This is a genomic window from Streptomyces lonarensis, assembly GCF_012033735.1.
Classification (GTDB): domain Bacteria; phylum Actinomycetota; class Actinomycetes; order Streptomycetales; family Streptomycetaceae; genus Streptomyces; species Streptomyces lonarensis.
Genome location: NZ_JAAVJD010000104.1, coordinates 1 through 18,205, shown reverse-complemented (window position 1 = coordinate 18,205; position 18,205 = coordinate 1). Strand labels below are relative to the sequence as shown.

The following is an 18,205-nucleotide window of genomic DNA, read 5'->3' as shown; positions in this document are numbered from 1 at the left end:
CGGCCGTGCCACCCGGTCAGGGGGAGGTCGCGGAGGGGGAAGCGGGAGCGGCGGCGCCTCCGTCCCGGCCTCCCAGCGCCGCAGCACCAGGGCGGCCAGCTCCGGGCAGTCGCCGATGACCGGCGCGACGACGTCGGCACCGGCCTCGGCCGCGCCCCGCAGGATGCGGTCCGGCAGCCGCCCCGGGGCGAGGACGTAGGGTGCCACCGCCACCCGGCGGACGCCCTGCGCGCGCAGGGCGCGCACGGCGTCCGCCGTGGTGGGCGGCGACGCGGAGGCGAACGCGGGCCGCACGGCGCGCCATCCCGCGGCGCGCCGCCACTCCCGCGCGGTTGCCGCGACCGTCGCGATCGCCTCCGGGTCGGAGGACCCCGCCGCGGCCAGCACCACGCCGATCCCGGCGGCGTCGCCCGGGGCGATTCCGACCTCGCCCAACCGGCGCGTCAACGCGTCGACGAGCAGCCGGTCGGGACCGAGCACCGGGGCCTGCCGCACCAGTGGCGCCCCCGGCACGGCCGCCTGGGCGGCCAGCACCTCGGGGATGTCCTTCTTGGCGTGGTGGGCGTCGGTGAGCAGCAGCGGCACGGCCACCACCTCCCGCACGCCCGCCGCCCGCAGCCGCGCCAGCGCCTGGCCGGGGCTCGGCAGGGTGAAGTCCAGGTAGCACCCGTGGACGAGCTGCCCGGGCCGTTCGGCGCGGATACGCCCCAGCAGGGCCGTCACCGTGGCGGCGTGCCGCGGGTCGCGGCTGCCGTGGGCGACGACCAGCAGCGCCGGGGCGGGCCGGCGGGCCGCCGGCGGGGTGAGGAGGCGCGGGGAGGTGGAGGTGGTCATCGGTCAGCCGCTCCTTCCCAGCAGTCCCCTGCTGCGCAGTACCCGCCGCTCCAGCGGCGAGAAGAACAGCAGGTCGATGGCGACGCCGACCAGCAGGATCAGCAGGATCGCGGCGAGCACGCCCGACATGTTCTGCATGGTGCGGTAGTTCTCCATCAACTGTCCCAGACCTGTTCCCAGGGCGGGGGCGTTGACGATCAGCTCCGCGGCCATCAGCGAGCGCCACGAGAACGCCCAGCCCTGCTTGAGCCCGGCGAGGTAGCCCGGGAGGGCGGCCGGCAGCAGGATGTGGCGGACCCCGGTGAGCCCGGTCGCCCCGAGGGTCCGGCCGGCCCGCAGGTGGATCGGCGGGATCTGGTCCACACCGGCGACGATGCCGTTGGCGATCGACGGGACGGCACCGAGCAGGATCACCGCGTAGATGGTGCCGTTGGTGAGCCCGAACCAGATGATCGCCGCCGGCACCCAGGCGATGGACGGCAGGGACTGCAGCCCGGTCACGATGGGCCCGATGGCCGCCCGCACCACCTTCACCCGGGCGATGAGCAGCCCCAGCGGGGTGCCCAGCGCGATGGCGATGGCGAAGCCGGAGATCCCCCGGGAGACGCTGGTCCAGATGTACTCCAGCAGCGTCCCCTGCACCCACATCTGCTCGACGGCGCCCCAGACGTCCAGCGGGCCGGGCAGCAGGTAGTCGGGCTTGACACCGGAGAGGTGGACGATCTGCCAGACGGTGAGGACCAGGACGATCGCCGCCAGCGGCGGCACCACCTTGTCCAGCAGGATGCGGCCGACGGGCGGGCGGTCGGGCGCGGGGCGCGTCTCCAGGGCGTCGAGCCCCGCCTCCAGGTCGGCCAGGTCGCTCCGCTCCCGGTCGGCGCCGCCCGAGGGGCCGGAGCCGCGGCCCGGCCCCTCGGTGCCGCGTGCGGTGTCGGCGTCAGTGCTGGACATGGCGGCGGATCTCCTGGCGCAGGTGGTCGGTGATCTCGACGGAGAGGGCGGAGACCGCGGAGTCCTCGATACGGCGCGGCTGCGGGATGTCGATCTCCCATTCCCGCACCACCCGGCCCGGCCGGGAGGAGAGCAGGACGACCCGCTGTGCGAGCCGCACCGCCTCGCGCACGTTGTGCGTCACGAACAGCACGGAGAGCCCGGTCTCCTGCCACACCCGCGTCAGCTCCTCGTGGAGGACGTCACGGGTGATGGCGTCGAGCGCGGCGAACGGCTCGTCCATCAGCAGCAGTTGGCTGTCCTGCGCCAACGCGCGCGCCAGGGCGACGCGTTGCCGCATGCCGCCGGATAGCTCGTGGACGCGCTTGCCGTGGGTGCCGCCCAACCGGACCAGCTCCAGCAGGCGTTCCGCCTCCGGGCGGCGCTCCTTCTTGGGAACACCCCGCAGTTTGAGGGCCAGTTCGATGTTGCGTCCCGCGGTGAGCCACGGGAACAGCGCGTGCTCCTGGAACATCAGGGCCGGTCGGCCACCGGGGACGTCGATCGTCCCGGAGGTCGGCTCGTCGAGCCCGGCGACGAGGTTGAGCAGCGTCGACTTCCCGCAGCCCGAGGCGCCGATCAGGGTGACGAACTCCCCGGGGCGGACGGTCAGGTCGACCTCCTCGACGGCGCGCTGCCGGGCGGCGGCGCGTCCGAAGGACTTGCTGACCGAGTCGAAGCGCACCGCGTGCGGGGCGGTGGTGGCGCGGCCGGAGTCGGAGTCCGGCGTGGTGACGGTGAGGGCCATCGGATACCTCCTGCTGGTCTCGGTGGTCAGCGGACGCCGAGACCGCCGTCTTCGGTGATCTCCTGCTTCCCGACATCGGCGAGGACCTTGTTGAGCAGCGCCAGGTCGTAGATGCCGGTCAGGTCGGTCTCGTCGAGGAGCCCGGCGGCGACCGCGTGGTCGGCGCCGTCGCGCAGGCTGGTGGCGATCGGGTCGTACAGGAACTCGACGTTGTCGAAGGCCGGGTCGAGCACCTCCTGGGGCAGCGGGCTGCCGTTCAGCGCCTCCAGCGCGGCGTTGGCCTCCGACTTGGCGTCCTCGGGGTTGTCGTTGATCCAGTCGGTGGTGGTCACCAGGCCGCGGATGACCGCCTCCACCACGTCGGGGTGCTCCTCCAGGAAGCTCTGGGAGGCGATCAGGTGGGTGACGACGTACCGGCCGTCCTCCCACAGCTCGCCCTCGTCGAGCAGGGTCTCCGCGCCGCGGGTGACGAGGTTGGCGGCGGAGGGCTCCGGCACCCAGGCGCCGTCGATCGCGCCGGACTCGTAGGCGTTGGGGATCTCGGCGTTGGGGATGCGCAGCACGGTGACGTCACCCCGGCCGGTCGCCGGGTCGACCTCGAAGCCCTCGCCCACCAGGTAGTTCAGCAGCGCCACGTCCTGCGTGTTGCCGAGCTGCGGCGTGGCGATCGACTTCCCGGCCAGGTCGTCGAGGCCGTCGACGGTGTCGGGGTTGACCACGAGCGAGGCGCCGCCGGAGGCCGCGCCGGCCACGACACGCAACGCCTGGCCGCCGGACTGGGCGAAGCCGTTGACGGCGGGGTTGGGGCCGATGAAGGTCAGGTCGACGGCGCCGGCGTTGAGCGCCTCGATGGCGGACGGGCCGGCGTTGAAGACCTGCGTGTTGATCTCGGTGCCGCCCAGTTCCTGGCGGATGGCGCCGTCGTCGTCCAGCCCGATCAGCGCGGTGGCGTGGGTGATGTTGGCGAAGTAGCCGATGTTCACCTGGTCGGTGGAGAGGCTCGCGGCGGCGGAGCCGGCCGCGTCGGAGCCGGCACCCGAACCGGAACCGCTGCCGGAGTCGGAGGAGCCGGAGCTCTCGGAGCCGTAGCCGCAGGCGGAGACGGCCAGCAGGAGGGCGGCGGCGCCGGCGGCGAGGCGGACGGATCTGCGGGGGAGGAGCGTGCGCACGGAGGGTTCCCTTCGGGGCCGGGCGCCGCTGCTGGCTGCTCCGGCCCGGTTCAGACGGGCGGTGGGTGACGGACGGGGCGTGACGGCCGCGCGGTGGCGGGCGTCACGGCGCACATCGCCCGATGCCGCCCTGCCCGCTGCCGCGCAGGCCGCTGCCGATCCGTCCGCCCGCCTGGTCGAAGGTGGCGAACGCGCCGCCGACCGCTGGCCGTTCGGGCCGGGGCCGGGCGACGTGGGGGAGGGATGCCATGGTCAGAAGTCCCAGCCCTCGTCGTCGGCCGGGTCGGCCGGGTCGGCAGCCGACGCGCGGCCGAACGCCTCGCCGGCCATGCCCGCGGTCAGTGTGGTGCCGTCCGCCGGGTCGATCAGCAGGAACGATCCGGTCCGCCGCGACTCGGCGTAGGCGTCCATCGCCAGCGGCTCGGCGGCGCGGACCACGATCCGGCCGATGTCGTTGGCGACCAGTTCGGCGGGGGCGGGCTCCTGGCTCAGGTCGGCGAGGGAGAGCCGCGAGGGGATCTCCTTGACGATGGCCTTCACCGTCCGCGTGGTGTGCTTGAGCAGCACGCGGGCCCCGGGGCGCAGCGGCCGGTCGTGCAGGTGGCACACGGTCGCCGTGAGGTCCTGGGTGGGTGACGCCGCCGTCGCCGCCGGCGCGATGAGGTCGCCGCGGGAGACGTCGAGGTCGTCGGCGAGCCGGAGGGTCACCGACTGCGGGGCCCAGGCGACGTCCACCGGTTCTCCCAGCAGGTCGATCCCGGTGACGGTGGTGAACCGGCCCGACGGCAGGACCGCCACCCGTTCACCGACGCGCAGCACGCCGGAGGAGAGCTGCCCGGCGTAGCCGCGGTAGTCGGGGAGGTCCTCGCTCTGCGGCCGGATCACGTACTGCACCGGGAACCTCGCCGGGTCCTCCGTGGGGTCGTCGGTGACCCGGACCCCTTCCAGGTGCTCCAGCACCGTCGGGCCGCCGTACCAGTCCATCGCCGCGGAGGCGGTGACGACGTTGTCCCCGGTGAGTGCCGAGATGGGGATCGCCGTCACCTCGGGGACGCCCAGGCTCGCCGCGTACTCGGTGAACTCGGCGGCGATGGCGGCGAAGACGGGCTCCGCGAACTCCACCAGGTCCATCTTGTTGACCGCGAGCACGACATGCGGGACGCGCAGCAGCGCCGCCACCGCCGCGTGGCGCCGCGTCTGCTCCACCACGCCGTTGCGGGCGTCGACCAGGACCACGGCGAGCTGGGCGGTGGACGCACCGGTCACCATGTTGCGGGTGTACTGCACGTGGCCGGGGGTGTCGGCGAGGATGAAACGGCGCCGGGCGGTGGCGAAGTAGCGGTAGGCCACGTCGATGGTGATGCCCTGCTCGCGTTCGGCGCGCAGGCCGTCGGTGAGCAGCGCGAGGTCGGGCTCACCGCGGCCCCGGCTCCGGCTGGCGTGCTCGACGGCCTCCAGCTGGTCGGTCAGCACCGACTTGGAATCGTGGAGCAGCCTTCCCACCAGGGTGGACTTGCCGTCGTCGACCGAGCCGGCGGTGGCGAACCGCAGCAGCGAGGTCGCGGAGGTCTGCTCGGTCAGCGAGGGCCGGGTCCGGCCGTGCGTGGGGCCGTGCGTCGGGGCGGTCATCAGAAGTACCCTTCGCGCTTGCGGTCTTCCATCGCGGCTTCGGAGAGCTTGTCGTCGGCGCGGGTCGCGCCGCGCTCGGTCAGGCGGGAGGCGGCGATCTCCAGGATCACCTTCTCGACGCTGTCCGCGTCCGACTCCACCGCTCCGGTGCAGGACATGTCGCCGACGGTGCGGTAGCGCACCCGCCGGGTTCCGGTCTCCTCTCCCTCGCGGGGGCCGCCCCACTCGCCGGGGGCCAGCCACATCCCGTCGCGGCGGAACACCTCCCGCTCGTGTGCGTAGTAGATGGCGGGGAGTTCGACCTCCTCGCGGGCGATGTACTGCCAGACGTCCAGTTCGGTCCAGTTGGAGAGCGGGAACACCCTCACGTGCTCGCCGGGCGCGTGGCGGCCGTTGTACAGCTGCCAGAGCTCGGGCCGCTGCCGGCGGGGGTCCCAGCCGCCGAACTCGTCGCGGAGCGAGAAGACCCGCTCCTTGGCGCGGGCCTTCTCCTCGTCGCGCCGACCGCCGCCGAAGACCGCGTCGAACCGGTTGCGGTCGATCGCGTCCAGCAACGGCACCGTCTGCAGGGGGTTGCGGGTGCCGTCGGGGCGTTCCCGGAGCCGGCCGTCGTCGATGAACTCCTGCACGGAGGCGACGTGCAGTCGCAGGCCGTGCTCGGCGACGCGGCGGTCGCGGTACTCCAGCACCTCGGGGAAGTTGTGCCCGGTGTCCACGTGCAGCAGGGCGAAGGGCGGGGGCGCGGGGCGGAACGCCTTGAGCGCCAGGTGGAGCATGACGATGGAGTCCTTGCCGCCGGAGAAGAGGATCACCGGCCGTTCGAACTCGCCCGCCACCTCCCGGAAGATGTGGACCGCCTCCGACTCCAGGGCGTCGAGGTGGGAGAGGGCGAAGGGGCTGCCGGCGCCGTCGCCGTCCCCCGTCCCTCCCGGGCCCCCTCCCCGGGGGGTGATCTTGGCCGCGGTGCTCACAGCAGTCCCCTTTCGCTCAGCAGGGCGTGGAGCGCCGTCACGGACTGCTCCACGGTCGTCTCGTGCGCCGCTATCCGCAGATCGGGGCGGGACGGCGGTTCGTAGGGGTCGTCCACGCCGGTCAGCCCGGTCAGCTCCCCGGCGGCCTGCCGCGCGTACAGGCCCTTGACGTCCCGCTCCGAGCAGACCTCCACCGGGGTGGCGACGTGCACCTCCAGGTAGGCGGTGCCCGCGGCCTCGTGGTGGGCCCGGACCGCGGCGCGGCTGTCGGCGTAGGGGGCGATGACCGGCACCAGGACGGTGACGCCGTGGGAGGCCAGCAGCCGTGCCACCCAGCCGATCCGCCGCACGTTGACGTCGCGGTCGGCCCGGGTGAAGCCCAGCCCCGCCGAGAGGAAGGTGCGGACCTCGTCCCCGTCGAGGAGCTCGACCCTGCCGCCGGCGGCGCGGAGTCGGGCGGCGAGGCCCTCGGCGATCGTGGTCTTGCCCGCGCTCGGCAGTCCGGTCAGCCACACGGTGGCGCCGGTGCCCACGGCCGTCGTCGTGGTCCGCCCCAGGGTCATCTGCTCGTCCCGTCCGTTGTGTCGCGTCCGTCGTGTCGGTCTGGGTGTCGCTGCCGGTCCGGCGCCTGCGCCGCTCCGGGTGTCGCCGTCGGTGCCGGTCGGGTCCGGCTCGGTCCGCCCCGCGCCGGAGTCGTCCGGGGCCGGGTGCGGGGTGCGTGGTGGGTGGTGCGGTGCGAGCCGAACAGCGCTGCGTCGTGCCGTGGTGCGTGGTGCGTGGTGCGTGGTGCCCGGACGGTGCGTGTCCCGGGGCCGTCAGCCGTGCAGCCCGCACTCGGTCTTGCCCCGGCCGGCCCAGCGGCCGGCGCGGGCGTCCTCGCCCGCCGCGACCCGCCGCGTACACGGGGCGCAGCCGACGGAGGCGTACCCGTCGTCGAGCAACGGGTTGGTGAGCACGCCGTGTTCGGCCACGTAGGCGTCCACGTCGCGCTGCGTCCACCGGGCGATGGGCGCGATCTTGACCTTGCCGCGCCGCTCGTCCCACCCCACCACCGGCGTTCCCGCCCGGGTGGGCGACTCGTCCCGGCGGAGCCCCGTCGCCCAGGCGCGGTAGCCGGCCAGGCCGCGGCGCAGCGGCTCGACCTTCCGCAGCGCGCAGCAGCGGTCCGGGTCGCGGTCGTGGAGCGCCGGTCCGAGCTCGGCGTCCTGCTCCGCGACGGTCCGCGGCGGCGCCAGGGTGATGACGTTGACGTCCATCACCGCGGCGACCGCGTCACGGGTGCCGAGGGTCTCCGGGAAGTGGTAGCCGGTGTCGAGGAAGACCACGTCCACGCCGGGTCGCACCCGCGCCGCGAGGTGGGCGACGACCGCGTCCTCCATCGAGGAGGTGACGCAGAACTGCTCCTGGAAGGTCTCCGCGGCCCACCCGAGGATCTCCAGGGCGGAGGCGTCCTCCAGCTCGCGGCCGGCGCGCTCGGCCGCCGCCCGCGCGCCGGGGTCGGTCACGGTCACCGCTCCTCGTCCCCGGTGCCGGTCTCGTCGGCCGCCTCCCCGGCCGCGCCGCGCCGGAAGCCGGCGGCGAGCAGTCCGAGGAACTTCAGCCGGAAGGCGCGGTTGCAGTCGGGGCACTCCCAGGCACCGTGCCCCTCCTCCGAGGGGCGCAGGTCTTCCTCGCCGCAGTACGGGCAGTAGTACGGGGCGGCGCGTTCGCTCATGACAGCGCCTCCTCGTCGGCGCGGGCGGCCCAGGTGGCGAACCGCTCGCCCTCGGCACGCTGGTCGCTGAAGTTCCGCAGCACCCGCTCGACGTAGTCGGGGAGTTCGTCGGAGGTCACCTTGAGCCCGCGCACCTTGCGTCCGAAGCCGGGCTCCAGCCCGAGCGAGCCGCCGAGGTGGACCTGGAACCCCTCCACCTGCCGGCCGTCGGCGTCGGTGACCAGCTGCCCCTTGAGACCGATGTCCGCGATCTGGATACGGGCGCAGGAGTTGGGGCAGCCGTTGACGTTGATGGTGACCGGCTCCCCGAAGTCCGGCAGCCGCTTCTCCAGCTCGTCGATGAGGGAGGCGGCGCGCCCCTTTGTCTCGACGATGGCGAGCTTGCAGAACTCGATGCCGGTGCAGGCCATGGTGCCGCGCCGGAAGGGCGAGGGCGCGGTCGTGAGGTCGAGGGCGGCCAGCCCCTCGACCAGGGAGGGGACGCGGTCCTCCTCGACGTCGAGGACGATCATCTTCTGCTCGGCGGTGGTGCGGACCCGCTGCGAGCCGTGGGCCTCGGCGAGATCGGCGATCCGGATCAGGGTGGCGCCGTCGACGCGGCCCACCCGGGGCGCGAATCCCACGTAGTGGCGGCCGTCCCGCTGCCGGTGCACGCCGATGTGGTCGCGCCAGCGCTCCACGGGCGCGTCCGGCGCCGGGCCGTCCACGAGCGCCCGGTGGAGGTACTCCGTCTCCAGTACCTCGCGGAACCGGGCGGCGCCCCAGTCCGCGACGAGGAACTTCAACCGGGCGCGGGTCCGCAGCCGGCGGTAGCCGTAGTCGCGGAAGATGCCGATGACGCCCTCGTAGACGTCGGGCACTTCGTCGAGCGGGACCCAGGCGCCGAGCCGGACGCCGATCTTGGGGTTGGTGGACAGCCCGCCGCCGACCCACAGGTCGAACCCCGGGCCGTGCTCGGGGTGGTCGACCCCGACGAACGCGACGTCGTTGATCTCGTGGGCGACGTCCAGCTGCGGCGAGCCCGAGATCGCCGACTTGAACTTCCGTGGCAGGTTGGAGAAGTCGGGGTTGCCGACGACGCGCCGCTGGATCTCGTCGATCGCCGGCGTGCCGTCGATGATCTCGTCCTCGGCGATCCCGGCGACGGGGGAGCCGAGGATCACGCGGGGGGTGTCGCCGCACGCCTCGGTGGTGGAGAGCCCGACCCCCTCCAGCCTGCGCCAGATCTCCGGCATGTCCTCGATGCGGATCCAGTGGTACTGGACGTTCTGCCGGTCGGTGATGTCGGCCGTCCCGCGTCCGAACTCCTCGGATACCTCACCGATCACGCGCAGCTGGGCGGTGGTGAGGCGCCCGCCGTCGATCCGGACCCGGAGCATGAAGAACTCGTCGTCCAGCTCCTCCGGTTCGAGCACGGCGGTCCGGCCGCCGTCGATGCCGGGCCGCCGCTGGGTGTACAGGCCCCACCAGCGCATGCGCCCCCGCAGGTCGGCGCCGTCGATGGAGTCGAAACCGCGCTGGGCGTAGATCGTCTCAATGCGTGTCCGCACATTGAGACCGTCGTCGTCCTTCTTGGTCTGCTCGTTGGCGTTGAGGGGGGTGAAGTGTCCGGAGGCCCACTGGCCCTCACCGCGGTGGCGGCCGGTCCTGCGACGGCTCTGGGCGACCTTCTTCGGGGGCGTGTCGGCCATGGGTGACGGGTCCTTCGACAGCGGCGGGCCCCGATCCGGTGCCGGAAGGGGGTGACCGGCGGCGGATCGGTGCGGGCGGTACGCGCGGTGTCGCGCGAGACGGCTGGGCGGCGTGGCGGAACGCGCCGCGGGGGCGGGCGTTGCGGTGGACGGGAGTCAGGGGCTCCGTGCGGTCCGCGCCTACCGGCGGACGCGACAGCTGGCGCTGGACATGCGGCCGAGATCGACGTGGCGTCGACTCACCAGGGCAACTCCTGCGCGGGACATGACGGAAAGATTGGCACGCGCGCCGCACCCCAGTCCACAGTCTTCCGGTATGCGGACCAATCTGTCCCGCATGATGGGACGCTGCTGGTCGGACGGTGTGTCGCTCGTCGCCCGCGGGTCGCGGACCGGACGGCTCACCGGCCGTCCGCCGCGTCCCGCTCCGCCGGGTGCGCGCCCGGCCAGGGGCCGGGCGCGCGGACCACGACGTCCTCCGTCGCGGTGTCCGTCCGGAAGACGCCGAACCCGCGGCGGCGGTAGTTCTCCAGGGCGTGCGGGCCGTCCTTGGTGCAGGTGTGGAGCCAGACCCGCCGTGTCGCCTCCCGCCCCGGCCAGCGGGCGGAGAGGTCCCACGCCCGGGCGGTGCCCACTGTCAGCAGCCGACCGCCCACCCCCTTGCCGCGGAACGCCGGGAGCAGCCCGAAGTAGGCGATCTCCACCACGCCGTCCGGCTGCCCGTCGAGCTCGATGAACCCCGCGGGGGTGTCGCGGAGGTAGGCCACCCAGGTCTCGACCGCCGGCCGCCCCAGGTACGCGCGCCAGCGCGCGTGGTCCCAGCCCAGCCTGTCCACCCATCGGACATCACCGCCCACCGCCGTGTAGAGGAAGCGGCTGAACTCGGGCGACGGTACCGCCGCCCGCGCCACCCGCAGCCCGTCCGGCACCCGCCCGTCCGAGGGGCGCAGCGCCTGCGGCGTGGTCTGCTCCAGCGACCAGGTCGTGACCTCGGTCGCCTCGGTGGCCTCTCCGGCCCCGGTGTCTCCGTTCATGGCCTCAGCCAACCAGACCACCCCGCGGCGGTCAGCCGGCGGGCACCGGCGCTGCCCGGTCGACGATCGCCGCCGGGTCCAGCCCCGCCGGAAGGGTGCCGAACGCCGTTCCGCCGTCCCGGCCGAGCCGCGTCGCACAGAAGGCGTCGGCCACGGCCGGCGGCGCGTGCTGCACCAGCAGCGCGCCCTGGAGGACCAGCGCGATCCGCTCCGCCAACCGCCGGGCGCGCGCCTCCATGTTCTCCAGGTCGGAGAGCTCGGTCAGGACGGCCGTGATCGCGGCATCGAGCCGGTGGTCCGCCCCGGCCGCCTGCCCCACCTCGGTCAGGAAGGCGTGCAGCACGTTCGGCTCGGTCCGCAGCGCCCGCAGGACGTCCAGCGCCTGCAGGTTGCCCGGCCCCTCCCACAGCGAGTTCAACGGCGCCTCCCGCAGCAGCCGCGGCATGCCGGACTCCTCCACGTAACCGTTGCCTCCCAGGCACTCCATCGCCTCCGCGACCAGCGCCGTGCACCGTCCGGACACCCAGAACTTGGCCGCGGGCACCGCCAGCCGCAGCAGGTACCGGTCGTGCGACCGCCCGGCCTCCGCCCCGTCGCAGGCAGCGGCCAGCCGCAGCGCCAGCGCGGTCGCCGCCTCGGACTCCACCGCCAGATCCGCGAGGACCGCCCGCATCAGCGGCTTGTCCACCAGCAGCCCACCGAACGCCGCGCGATGCGTCGTGTGGTGCACGGCCAGCGCCACCGCCCGGCGCATCAGCGCGGCCGAACCGGTCACGCAGTCCACCCGGGTCGCGGCGACCATCTCCAGGATGGTTGCGATGCCGCGCCCCTCCTCGCCCACCCGCCAGGCCAGCGTCTCCTCGAACTCGACCTCGGCGGAGGCGTTGGCCCGGTTGCCGAGCTTGTCCTTCAGGCGCTGCAGCCGGAAGACGTTGCGGCTGCCGTCGGGCAGGGTCCGCGGCAGCAGGAAGCAGGTGGGCCCCTCGGCGGCCCGCGCCAGCACCAGGAAGACGTCGGACATGGGCGCGGAGCAGAACCACTTGTGACCGGTCAGCGCGTACATCCCCGCCGCCGCCCCGTCGGCGGGCCGGGCCCGCGTGGTGCCGGCGGCCAGGTCGGAGCCGCCCTGCTTCTCCGTCATCGCCATCCCCGCCAGCGCGCCGGACTTCTCCGGGGCCGCCGCCGGCCGCGGGTCGTAGCTCCGCGAGGTGAGCAGCGGCTGCCACACCTCGGCCAGCGACGGTTCGGCCCGCAGCAGCGGAACGGCGGCGTGCGTCATCGACACCGGACAGCCGGGCCCCGCGTCGACCTGGTACCAGAGGTGGAACCCGGCGGCACGACGCAGCAATCCGTCCTGCTCCCCGCGGCCGCCCGTCAGCCCCCACTCCACCGCACGCCCCAGCAGACCGTGCCACGCCGGGTGGAAACCGACCTCGTCGATCCGGTTGCCGTAGCGGTCGTGGGTGCGCAGCACGGGGGGTGAGTCGTTCGCCTGCCGCGCCAGCTCCTGCGTCGCCGCGGAACCGGCCTCGCGCCCCAACTCGGACAGCTCGGCGGCCAGTCGGGTGGCTCCTCCCTCGGAGGCGTACCGCGCGACCCCCTCCCGCAGCGCGGCGTCGGTGACGAAGACGTCGTGGTCGGCGAGGGGCGGGGACTGGTTGGCTACCGTGTGGGTGCGCGGGGTCATGCGGATACGTTATGGGCGTGACCGCCGACGACGCATCCCACCGGAACGGGCAGGACCCGCGACCCGGACCGCCCGCGCCCGGCGACGGGGGCGCCACCGGCACCGGCGACTCCCGGGACCGCGCCGGCCCCGGTTCCGGGGACGGCACCGACCCCGGAGCCGCGCCCGCCGCCGGCAGCCTCGGGGCCGGTGACCACCCCGCCCCGCCCGCCGCCGGCGAGCCGCCCGCCCCGGTCGGTGACGCCGCCACCGACCACGAGCGGCCCGGGCCCGGGAGGAGCGAGGACGAGGGGGAGCGCGTCGCGCTCTACCACCGCATCCCCAAGGCCAAGCTGATCTGGCTGCTGCTGCGGGACACCGTGCAGTCCTGTACCGAGCACCGCATCGTGGGCATGGCGGCGGAGGCCGCCTTCTTCACGCTGCTGTCGCTGCCGCCGCTGCTGCTCGGACTGATCGGCCTGCTCAGCAGTCTCGACGCCTTGGCCGGCACGGACATGCTGGAGACGGCCCGCAGCCACATTCTCGACGTCTCCACCACGATGCTCTCCGAACGCGGCGTCAACGACGTGGTGCGCCCGCTCATCGACGACCTCACCCAGGGGCCCCGGCCCGACGTCATGTCCCTAGGCTTCGTCGTGGCGCTGTGGTCGGGTTCGCGGGCGGTCAACGTCTTCGTCGGCACGATCACCGTCATGTACGGGATGGAGGGGTACCGCAACCCGGCCGCCACCCGGCTGCTCGCCTTCCTGATGTACCTGGTCAGCCTGGCCGTCGGCGCGGTGGTGGTCCCCGCGCTGGTCATCGGCCCGGAGCTGGCGACCGGCCTGCTCCCGGGGCTGGAGGGGCAGCTGCGGATCGCGTACTGGCCGGTGGTGCTGCTGCTCTGCGTCGGGTTCCTGACCACGCTGTACCACGTCTCGGTGCCGGTGCGGTCGCCGTGGCGGGAGGACATCCCCGGGGCCATGGTGGCGCTGGCGATCTGGGCGGTGTGCGCGTTCGCGCTCCGCACCTACCTGCGCACCACGGTGGAGGGGCAGTCGATGTACGGCTCGCTGGCGGTCCCGGTGGCGATCCTGCTCTGGCTCGGCGTCTCCGCGTTCGCGGTGCTCGTCGGTGCGGCGCTGAACGCCGCCGTCGACCGCGTCTGGCCCACGGCGGCGACCGCCGCGGCGCGCGCCGAGACCGACGAGGCGCGCGAGGCGGCCGCCGAGGCGATGCTCGCGGCCGTCCGGGAGCGGCGCAGCCGTGCCGAGAAGCTCGGGGTGCAGGCCTACGACATGACCGCGACGGCGATGCGGCTCGCCGGGACGCTGCGGCCCTCCGAGCTCAGACAGCAGCTGAAGGCGGCCCGTCGGCGGCGCCGCAAGGAATCCGGGCGCCGGGTCCGCTGACCGGAGAGGTCCGCGCGCCGGGGAGCCGCGCCCGGAGCGAAGGTCGCACGCGTGCCGCGCGCCGGGGGCGGGCCCGGTCGGCCGTGCGGCGGCGGGCGCGGCGGCGCGTCCCACGCGGCCGCGGCGAAAAGCCGTTGCCGCTGCTCACTGCCGCCCGGTAGCGTGCGGGACGCGCGGCCCGTCCGGGTCGCACAGCAGCCGGGCAGGGGCCCGCGACGGCGAGGGGAGGTGCGAACGATGGCTGTCCTTCACAGCGTTCACTCCGGCGTTTCCGCCGCCTCGGTTCGTTCCACCTCCGTGCACCCCGGCTGACCTTCGCGCACGCGCGCTCCCGGGGGCACTCCTCCCGGAAGGGTCACCCTGTCGTGAGCAGCACCACCCGCACCACCTCCACCTCTGACTCCACCTCGCTGTCGCACCCGGCGTCCGGCGACCGCGCCCCGGCCGCCGGGACGCAGCCGACCGGGGCGGGAAGCCCCGCGGCGGCGTCCGACCCGGTCGCGACGTCCGACCCGGCCGCGGTGCTCCGGCGGATCGGCTGGGACGACGCCTTCGCCGGCGCCTTCCGCCCGTACCACGCCACCGACCCGCGGGTGGTGCCCGGCCGCATCGCCCGGGTCGACCGGGGCGGGTGCGAACTCCTGACCGCCGACGGCCCCGTGCGCGCCGGCTTCACCGGTCGCCCGGCGACCGATCCCACGGAGCGGGCCTGCACGGGTGACTGGGCCGTTGTCGGCCCGACCGCGGACGGGGGCCGGGAGATCCGGGCGCTGTTGCCCCGCCGCTCGGCGTTCCTCCGCTCCGGCTCCAGCAAGTCGGCGCGGGGCCATGTCCTCGCCGCGAACGTCGACATCTCCCTGATCGCGGTCTCCCTCGCCGACGAGTTGGTCGTCAGCCGACTGGAGCGCTTCGTCGCCCTGGCGTGGGCCGCCGGCACCCGGCCGGTGGTGGTCCTCACCAAGGGCGACCTCGCGTCCGACGTCGCCCACCTGGCGGCCGATGCGCAGGCCGCCGCGCCCGGAGCCGGGGTGCACGCAGTCAGTGCGCTCACCGGTGACGGTGTCGACCGGCTCGCCGCGCAACTGCGCGGCGCGAGCACCGTCCTGCTGGGGCTCTCGGGGGCCGGCAAGTCCACGCTCGCCAACGCCCTCACGGGGCGTGAGAGCCAGCGGGTGCAGTCGACCCGCGGCCGTGACGGCCGCGGCCGGCACACCACCACCACGCGTGACCTCCTGCCCCTGCCGGAGGGCGGGGTCCTTCTGGACACCCCGGGGCTCCGTGGCGTCGGGTTGTGGCAGGCCGCCGAGGGGGTCGGTGCCACGTTCGGCGAGATCGAGCAGCTGGCCCAGGGGTGCCGCTTCGGCGACTGCGGTCACCGCGCCGAACCGGGCTGCGCCGTGCTCGCGGCCATCGAGGACGGCTCGGTGCCACAGCGCCGGTTGGACAGCTACCGGAAGCTGCTCCGCGAGAACGAGCGGCTCGCGGCCCGGGCCGACGTACTGCTCCGGGCGGAACAGCTCAAGGAGTGGAAGCGGCGCGCGGCCCAGGGCCGCTGGGAGAGCGACGTGAAGCGGGGGAGGGCACCAGGTAGTGGCGGCCGCGGCAGCCGTCGCCGCTGAGGGGCGGGGCGGGCGGCCGGAGAAGCCACCGGCCCGCCCGCCCCGGCCGCCCGGCCGCGGGGAATCGGCGGTCGGGCGGGCGCGTTGAACCCGACGACCGGCCGCTCGGGAGGGCGTCGGCTGATCGCTCTCGGCGAACACGGCGCACCCGCCGGGAACAATCCGACGGCTCCCCGCATTGAGTGCTCATAGCTCAACTTTTCTGCGGATGGAGTGGTCATGGAAACGACGCGCACAACGCTCACCCTGCCCGTGCTGCCGCTGGACGACGCCGTGGTGCTGCCGGGCATGGTGGTGCCGCTGGACCTGAGCGACGCCGAGGTGCGGGCAGCCGTCGAGGCGGCCCGTGCGGCGGCGCCGGCGGCCGGCAAGCCCGAGGTGCTGCTGGTCCCGCGTACGGAGGGGCGCTACGCGGCGATCGGGGTGCGCGGCCGCGTCGAGCAGACCGGCCGGCTCGCCGACGGCGACCCCGGCGCCCTGATCCGCGGGCTCACCCGGGTCCGCGTCGGCGCCGGCACCACCGGACCGGGCGCCGCGCTCTGGGTCGAGGGCACCGAGGTCGCCGAGGAACTCCCCGACCCGCTGCCCGGCGCCGTCACCGAGCTCGTCACCGAGTACCGGGCGCTGATCACCGCCTGGCTGCGGGAGCGCGGCGCCTGGCAGGTCGTGGACCGGGTGCAGCAGATCGAGTCCCCGGGCGCCCTTGCCGACAACGCGGGTTACTCGCCGTTCCTCACCACCGAGCAGCGGGTGCGGCTGCTGGAGGCGACCGACCCGGTGGACCGGCTGCGGCTCGCCACCACCCTGCTCAAGGACCACCTCGCCGAGCGCGAGGTCGCCGACTCCATCGCCAAGGACGTCCAGGACGGCGTCGAGAAGCAGCAGCGCGAGTTCCTCCTCCGACGCCAGCTGCAGGCCGTCCGGCGCGAGCTGTCCGAACTGACCGGGGACGGCGGGGCAGGGGAGGCCGAGGACGACTACCGCGCCCGGATCGAGGCGGCGGCGCTGCCGCCCGAGGTCCACAAGGCCGCACTCGCCGAGGCCGACAAGCTGGAGCGCGCGGGCGACCAGGGGCCGGAGTCCGGCTGGATCCGCACCTGGCTGGACACGGTGCTGGAGATGCCGTGGAACATCACCAGTGAGGACACCTACGACATCGCCGAGGCCCGGGCCGTCCTGGACGCCGACCACACCGGCCTGCAGGACGTGAAGGACCGCATCGTCGAGTACCTGGCGGTGCGCAAGCGGCGGGCGGCCCGCGACCGTACGGCCGCCGAGGCCGCGGACGGTGCCGCGCAGCTGCCCGAGGGGCCAGCCCCCGCGGCGCCCCGCGACCGCCGCCCCGGCGGCGCCGTTCTCGCGCTCGTCGGCCCGCCCGGCGTCGGCAAGACCTCCCTGGGGGAGTCGGTCGCCCGCGCCATGGGCCGCGACTTCGTCCGCGTCGCCCTCGGCGGTGTCCGGGACGAGGCCGAGATCCGCGGCCACCGGCGTACCTACGTCGGGGCGCTCCCCGGCCGGATCGTGCGCGCCGTCAAGGACGCCGGCTCGATGAACCCGGTGGTGCTGCTGGACGAGGTCGACAAGATCGGCAGCGACTTCCGCGGCGACCCCGCGGCGGCCCTGCTGGAGGTCCTGGACCCGGCGCAGAACCACACCTTCCGCGACCACTACCTGGAGGTCGAACTCGACCTCAGCGACGTGGTCTTCCTGGCCACGGCCAACGCGCTGGAGACCATCCCGCAGCCGCTGCTGGACCGGATGGAACTGGTGCAGCTCGACGGCTACACCGAGGACGAGAAGGTCACCATCGCCCGGGACCACCTGCTGCCGCGACAGCTGGAACGGGCCGGTCTCGACCCCGCCGAGGCGGCCGTCACCGACGACGCCCTGCGGCGCCTGGCCGGCGAGTACACCCGCGAGGCGGGCGTGCGCGGGTTGGAACGCGCCGTCGCCCGGGTCCTGCGGAAGATCGCCGCGAGCGGCGAGTCGGGCGAGAGCAGCCTGCCGGTGACGATCGGCCCCGACGACCTGCGAGGGCTGATCGGCAGGCCGCGCCACACCCCGGAAGCCGCCCACGACCCCGCCGAGCGCCGCACCGCGGTGCCCGGCGTGGCCACCGGACTCGCGGTCACCGGCGCCGGTGGCGACGTGCTCTACGTCGAGGCGTCGCTCGCCGACCCCGAGACGGGCGGCGCGGGACTCACCCTCACCGGCCAGCTGGGCGACGTGATGAAGGAGTCCGGGCAGATCGCCCTCTCCTACCTGCGGTCGCGCGGCGCCGAACTGGAGCTTCCTGTCGGCGACCTCAAGGAGCGCGGCGTCCACCTGCACGTCCCTGCCGGGGCCGTGCCGAAGGACGGCCCCAGCGCGGGCGTCACGATGATCACCGCACTGGCCTCGCTGCTCAGCGGCCGCCAGGTCCGGCCCGACGTGGCGATGACCGGCGAGGTCTCCCTCACCGGGCGGGTGCTGCCGATCGGCGGCGTCAAGCAGAAGCTGCTCGCCGCCGACCGCGCCGGGGTCACCACGGTGATCATCCCGGCCCGGAACGAGCCGGACCTGGACGACGTGCCCGCCGAGGTGCTGGCGCGGCTCGACGTCCGACCGGTCTCCGACGTGCGCACCGTCCTGGAGGTCGCCCTCACCCCGGGCCGCCGGCCGGTCGAGGTCGCGGCCTGACCGGCGAGACGGCGCGCGGCGCCCGGGCAGGGGCATGCTCCCCGGCCCG

General features: G+C 74.5%; 16 protein-coding genes. 3 read left to right on the top strand and 13 right to left on the bottom strand.

What is annotated here, in order from left to right:
* The 13 genes from HCN56_RS14395 to HCN56_RS14335 all read right to left on the bottom strand — a co-directional run.
* A partial coding sequence (locus HCN56_RS14395) for a sirohydrochlorin chelatase (protein WP_167971133.1) occupies nt 1–834 on the bottom strand: 834 nt, incomplete at its 3' end.
* 3 nt (nt 835–837) lie between these two features.
* On the bottom strand, nt 838–1,785 hold the full coding sequence (locus HCN56_RS14390; protein WP_167971131.1) for an ABC transporter permease: 948 nt from the start codon (nt 1,783–1,785) through the stop codon (nt 838–840).
* Complete coding sequence (locus tag HCN56_RS14385) at nt 1,772–2,572, bottom strand: ABC transporter ATP-binding protein (protein WP_167971129.1); 801 nt, start codon at nt 2,570–2,572, stop codon at nt 1,772–1,774. Before HCN56_RS14385 ends, HCN56_RS14390 begins: the two co-directional genes overlap by 14 nt.
* Nucleotides 2,573–2,598: 26 nt before the next feature.
* A complete protein-coding gene (locus tag HCN56_RS14380; protein ID WP_312871231.1) occupies nt 2,599–3,741 on the bottom strand; it encodes an ABC transporter substrate-binding protein in 1,143 nt (380 codons plus the stop codon).
* Between the two features lie 103 nt (nt 3,742–3,844).
* The gene (locus HCN56_RS14375; RefSeq protein ID WP_167971125.1) at nt 3,845–3,991 is read right to left on the bottom strand and encodes a hypothetical protein; all 147 of its coding nucleotides are present in this window, start codon (nt 3,989–3,991) and stop codon (nt 3,845–3,847) included.
* Nucleotides 3,992–3,993: 2 nt separating this feature from the next.
* On the bottom strand, nt 3,994–5,370 hold the full coding sequence (locus tag HCN56_RS14370) for a sulfate adenylyltransferase subunit 1 (RefSeq protein ID WP_167971123.1): 1,377 nt from the start codon (nt 5,368–5,370) through the stop codon (nt 3,994–3,996).
* On the bottom strand, nt 5,370–6,323 hold the full coding sequence (cysD, locus tag HCN56_RS14365; protein WP_167971138.1) for a sulfate adenylyltransferase subunit CysD: 954 nt from the start codon (nt 6,321–6,323) through the stop codon (nt 5,370–5,372). The genes HCN56_RS14370 and cysD overlap by 1 nt, the downstream gene beginning before the upstream one ends.
* A 14-nt stretch (nt 6,324–6,337) precedes the next feature.
* Entirely contained in the window at nt 6,338–6,904 is a 567-nt protein-coding gene (gene cysC / locus HCN56_RS14360; RefSeq protein ID WP_167971121.1) for an adenylyl-sulfate kinase, read from the bottom strand.
* Between the two features lie 252 nt (nt 6,905–7,156).
* Nucleotides 7,157–7,846, bottom strand: coding sequence for a phosphoadenylyl-sulfate reductase (locus HCN56_RS14355; RefSeq protein WP_312871230.1), 690 nt, complete (start codon nt 7,844–7,846; stop codon nt 7,157–7,159).
* 2 nt (nt 7,847–7,848) lie between these two features.
* The gene (locus HCN56_RS27250; RefSeq protein ID WP_167971117.1) at nt 7,849–8,055 is read right to left on the bottom strand and encodes a hypothetical protein; all 207 of its coding nucleotides are present in this window, start codon (nt 8,053–8,055) and stop codon (nt 7,849–7,851) included.
* Complete coding sequence (locus tag HCN56_RS14345; RefSeq protein ID WP_167971115.1) at nt 8,052–9,746, bottom strand: nitrite/sulfite reductase; 1,695 nt, start codon at nt 9,744–9,746, stop codon at nt 8,052–8,054. Before HCN56_RS14345 ends, HCN56_RS27250 begins: the two co-directional genes overlap by 4 nt.
* Before the next feature lie 401 nt (nt 9,747–10,147).
* Complete coding sequence (locus HCN56_RS14340; protein ID WP_167971113.1) at nt 10,148–10,780, bottom strand: GNAT family N-acetyltransferase; 633 nt, start codon at nt 10,778–10,780, stop codon at nt 10,148–10,150.
* Between the two features lie 31 nt (nt 10,781–10,811).
* Entirely contained in the window at nt 10,812–12,467 is a 1,656-nt protein-coding gene (locus tag HCN56_RS14335; protein WP_167971111.1) for an acyl-CoA dehydrogenase family protein, read from the bottom strand.
* A 17-nt stretch (nt 12,468–12,484) separates the two neighbouring features.
* Here HCN56_RS14335 and HCN56_RS14330 point away from each other — a divergent pair, with 17 nt between their 5' ends.
* The 3 genes from HCN56_RS14330 (at nt 12,485) to lon (ending at nt 18,156) form a co-directional block, all read left to right on the top strand.
* Nucleotides 12,485–13,858: a YihY/virulence factor BrkB family protein gene (locus HCN56_RS14330; RefSeq protein WP_376770878.1), complete on the top strand. Its 1,374-nt coding sequence runs from the start codon at nt 12,485–12,487 to the stop codon at nt 13,856–13,858.
* A gap of 521 nt (nt 13,859–14,379) precedes the next feature.
* Nucleotides 14,380–15,477 (top strand): ribosome small subunit-dependent GTPase A, encoded by a 1,098-nt coding sequence (gene rsgA / locus HCN56_RS14325; RefSeq protein WP_167971135.1) that lies wholly within the window; start codon nt 14,380–14,382, stop codon nt 15,475–15,477.
* Nucleotides 15,478–15,696: 219 nt separating this feature from the next.
* Nucleotides 15,697–18,156 carry an endopeptidase La gene (lon, locus tag HCN56_RS14320; RefSeq protein ID WP_167971109.1) on the top strand — a complete coding sequence of 820 codons (2,460 nt, stop codon included), beginning with the start codon at nt 15,697–15,699 and terminating at the stop codon, nt 18,154–18,156.
* Nucleotides 18,157–18,205 lie beyond the last annotated feature (49 nt).